The organism is Wolbachia endosymbiont of Glossina morsitans morsitans (assembly GCF_000689175.1).
GTDB classification, from domain to species: domain Bacteria; phylum Pseudomonadota; class Alphaproteobacteria; order Rickettsiales; family Anaplasmataceae; genus Wolbachia; species Wolbachia pipientis.
This window is the reverse complement of record NZ_AWUH01000014.1, coordinates 1-4141: the sequence shown is the minus strand read 5'-3', so window position 1 is coordinate 4141 and position 4141 is coordinate 1. Positions and strand designations below refer to the sequence as shown.

Genomic DNA, 4141 nt, shown 5'->3' with positions numbered 1-4141 from the left:
ATATATTCAATTAGTAATACAAGAGCGTAATAATAAGCCCCAGCAAGACAAAGTGGTATAAAATAAGTAAATTGTTCTGCTGCAAGCATTTGCGCAGAGCGAATAATATCAACACCACCAATAGTAGAGATTAATGCCGTTTCTTTAAGGAGTGCAATGATCTCATTTATCATTGCAGGAAGAATATTTTTAATAACTTGTGGTAATATAATATCTCTCCACATATAGAAACTAGGTATTTGTAAAGTTTTGGCTGCTTCAAACTGGTTTTTTTGATATAGTTTCAATACCAGCTCGTAAAATCTCAGCAATATAAGCACAGCTATTTAGACCAAATGCTATAATGCCAGCACTAAATATGTTTAATTTAATTCCTGCAATGGTTGGAGTCATAAAATAAACAACACTTAACTGTAATATAAGGGGGGTGCCACGTATTACAGATATAATTCCATTAATTAATGGAATACAGATCTTATTATATCTGAGTACTGAAAATAACCCTCCTAGACTCATACCTAAAAGCAGTCCTCCAATCAATAATTTTAAAGTAAAGGCAAGGCCTGTTCCAACAAACAAGAAATTAGAAATTAATTCTTGCATCAGTTATCTCCTAGCCATTTTTCTGCTATCTTTTGTATTATACCTTTACTTTCTAAACTTTTTAACGCCTCGTTTATTTTATCCTTTAAATCAGATCCTTTATTCACAGCAATAGAATAACCATTATCTGACTTAGCGATGGCTGACCATGATAGACCAGGATTTTTTTTGCTAAATACTTTACCTTGGAATTCATCAATTAGGACGCCATCAACATGACCAGACTTTAATGTTTCTACAGCTTGATTATTATTGTCTATAGCAATAATTTGAGCTGTTGTAGGAACATGCTCTTTTAGCCAAATTTCCATGACAGTTCCTAGTTGAACGGCTATCTTCTTGTGAGTTAAGTTGTTTATACCGGCTATGGGTTTATTTTTGTGATATAGAATACCAAATTCCCCTGTATAATAACTATTTGAAAAATCAAAATTTTTTTCACGCTCTTCTGTGCTACCAATAGTAGATATAGCAGCATCTACAGAATTACTTTGCAATGCTGCAAATATAGTACTAGACTGCATATCTTTAAATATCGCTTCTTTACCTAACTCTTTTGCTACTAATTGAGCAAGCTCAATGTCAAAGCCAGTAAATTTGCCATTTTCATAATATTCAAAAGGTGGATAATCTGCAGAAATTGCAAATCTAATGATATTATCGTGTTTATCTTCCTCGCATCCTGTTAATAGAATACTTATCGCTATAATAGCATTTAAAATGTATTTTTTCATATTACTAATTTATATTCATATTTTATTCATCTTGCGAATATAGACATTAAAAATTGAATAGTCAAGAAATAATGAATATAATTTCAAATATACTTATTACATATTCAATATGAGGAAAATGCATAATGCATGACAACACACTAGGTGAGCATATTTTAAATATTATTCAAAATCATGAAATTTTAGAACAGAGCGATTTACAGACCTTACTCAAAAAAAGAGGGTATAACATTTCTCAGGCTACTTTATCAAGAAAATTGAAAGAACTTAAAATTGCCAAAGTTGCTGGTATGTATAAAGTAATTGACATCAACCAATATCGATTACCATTAATACTTAATATGCAAATTTCGGATTTTGGTTTAATAGTACTACACACTCAACCAGGACAAGCTAGCAGCCTAGCTTACTTTCTAGATCAGAAGTATGTTATTTATTCATTAAATAATAGCAAAAACATAGGAATTATAGGAACTATAGCAGGTGATGATACAGTATTATTGATCATCAAAAGTAAGACTGAACTTAACAAAGTATTACAATCAATTCATGAAACATTTCCATATTTAAGTCCTGAATAAGAATGTTGTAAGTTAAAAATGTGATATAAAGGAGATAAGAGGGATTCCTTTGTTTAAATCTTTGTCTTCTTTTTTTCAATATACCTACATATCAGAATGGACAATTCATATAGAATCAGCATAGGTATTGCAAGCCCTACTTGGCTTAATACATCAGGTGGAGTTAAGATTGCAGCAATAATAAAAATTACCACTATTGCGATTCTACGTTTATTTGACAAACTTTGTGTAGTGAGTAACCCTACTCTCACCATCAATGTGAGTATTACTGGAATTTGAAATGCAGTGCCAAATGCAAACATAAATTGAAGAACAAGGTCTAAATATTCGCTAACTGATGGCATAAACTCTATCGGTATATCGAAGGATTTACCACTGTGTTCGAAGTTGATGAAAAACTTCCAGGCTAAAGGAAATATATAGTAATAGACTACAGTAGCTCCCGTTACAAATAAAACCGGTGTTGCAATTAAGTATGGCAACAACACCGCCCTTTCACTTTTATATAACCCAGGTGCTAAGAACATATAGGATTGCCATGCAAACACAGGAAAAGAAAGCAAAAGTGCACTCATTATTGCAACTCTAAGATACACAAAAAATGCCTCTGTTAAGTCTGTGTAAATTAAAGAAAAACCTTTGCTACCTTTTGTTGCTTCTATTAAAGTTGCAAGTAAAAAACGGTATATATTTTCCTTAAAGTAGTAACAAAAACCAAAAGCAACGCAAAAAAATAGAAAGCAAAAGATAACTCTTGTTCTGAATTCCGCAAAGTGCTCACAAAATGAAGCATACTTCTTTGGGTTTCCATTCATACTTTACTATGGCTCAATAATGCTATATCTAACATTCTCAGCGAAAAAGCCCACTCATTGTCATACCACGCTGCAACCCTGCATATATCACCTGTAACATATGTACCAGTGAAATCCACAATTGCACTATAAGGGTTATGCACAAAATCTATTGAGACTAAAGGTTCCACGCATATAGAAAGTACATTTGACATTAGAGAACCCTCTGTCACTCTAGTACCCTCTGATGTCATCCGAGTAGCTGACACTGGGATCCAGAAATTAGATTCCAGCGTCACGCGCTGGAATGACGTAGAGGAGAGAGCTGCATCCTTAAATATTTCATTGATTTCTTCAACGGTCGCTTTCTTATCAGTCATAAATTTAAAATCAACCTTAGAAACATTGCTAACTGGAACTCTGACGGCAGTGCCATCTAGCTTTCCTTTTAATTCAGGGATGACAGAACCAATTGTTTTTGCTGCCACGTTTGTAGTTGGCACCATAGATAGTCCGCAAGCTCTTGCTCTACGCAAATCTTTATGATTACCATCAAGAACATTTTGATCATTCGTGTAGGCATGTATAGTAGTCATAAAACCGCTTTTTATACCTAAACTGGAGGGTAGGCCTCTCACAATCAGAGCAAGGCAATTTGTAGTGCAAGAACCTGCTGATATCATTTTATGCCCTTTTTCGAGCATATTGTTATTCACACCATAAACTATAGTGACATCAGCGTCTGGTACTGGATCAGAGACAATCACCTTCTCTGCATTGTGCCTTATTGCTTCTTCACGTTTGTTGAATGCACCAGTACATTCAAGTATTACATCAACATTCCAAGGAATATTTTCAGGGCTACGTTCTCCATATAAAGAAAACTCTTTGCCATTTATAGAAATCCAATTTTGAGACTCATTAAAATCAATATTACCACTGAATTTGCCATGAATAGAATCATATTTAATCAAATGTGCATGCTGCTTTGCACTGAGCGATCCATTTACAGCTACAACTTCTATTTGCTCACTATACTTTTCTATTTCATAAATAGCACGCAATACGCCTCTGCCTATTCTACCCAGACCATTAATTCCTACACGAATCGTCATCTCTTCGTTCAAAAAATTTAATTATAGAGGATATCACTTGATATTTCATTTTATTCTTTTGCTTTTCTATCGATATGAACATTATAGCAAGGAGACAGGGCTAAAAACTTGCTTGACAAACTCCGCCAGCCCCCTTATCATAACAGCGAAGCTATTGTATTTGCTTTCGCCAATCTGCAGATTAAAAGGTAAGGATTACTTAATGTATCGGCGTCTTATGTTTAATTTTTTTGCAGTATATAGATACTGTATGTCTTTACAAAACTTCATCTACATCTAGATTTTTTATCTAAATAAGCTGAACGCGCTTATAA

General features: G+C 33.7%; 6 protein-coding genes. 1 reads left to right on the top strand and 5 read right to left on the bottom strand.

Annotated elements, in window-relative coordinates; all coding sequences use genetic code 11:
- From WGMM_RS06300 to WGMM_RS00450, 3 genes are all read right to left on the bottom strand, one after another.
- On the bottom strand, positions 1–287 hold a 287-nt coding region (locus WGMM_RS06300), incomplete at its 3' end, for an ABC transporter permease subunit (RefSeq protein WP_240991791.1).
- Positions 259–603, bottom strand: a complete 345-nt coding sequence (locus WGMM_RS06295) for an ABC transporter permease subunit (protein WP_240991790.1) — start codon at positions 601–603, stop codon at positions 259–261. The genes WGMM_RS06300 and WGMM_RS06295, both read right to left, overlap by 29 nt.
- Entirely contained in the window at positions 603–1337 is a 735-nt protein-coding gene (locus WGMM_RS00450) for a substrate-binding periplasmic protein (protein ID WP_038248337.1), read from the bottom strand. The genes WGMM_RS06295 and WGMM_RS00450 overlap by 1 nt, the downstream gene beginning before the upstream one ends.
- A gap of 125 nt (positions 1338–1462) precedes the next feature.
- Between WGMM_RS00450 and WGMM_RS00445 the strand changes: the two genes are divergently transcribed.
- Complete coding sequence (locus WGMM_RS00445) at positions 1463–1918, top strand: arginine repressor (protein WP_038248334.1); 456 nt, start codon at positions 1463–1465, stop codon at positions 1916–1918.
- Positions 1919–1971: 53 nt separating this feature from the next.
- Here WGMM_RS00445 and tatC read toward each other — a convergent pair whose 3' ends face one another.
- Together tatC and WGMM_RS00435 are read right to left on the bottom strand one after the other, a co-directional pair.
- Positions 1972–2733: a twin-arginine translocase subunit TatC gene (tatC, locus tag WGMM_RS00440; RefSeq protein WP_038248331.1), complete on the bottom strand. Its 762-nt coding sequence runs from the start codon at positions 2731–2733 to the stop codon at positions 1972–1974.
- Positions 2730–3827, bottom strand: coding sequence for a type I glyceraldehyde-3-phosphate dehydrogenase (locus tag WGMM_RS00435; RefSeq protein ID WP_038248329.1), 1098 nt, complete (start codon positions 3825–3827; stop codon positions 2730–2732). The genes tatC and WGMM_RS00435 overlap by 4 nt, the downstream gene beginning before the upstream one ends.
- Positions 3828–4141: the final 314 nt, after the last annotated feature.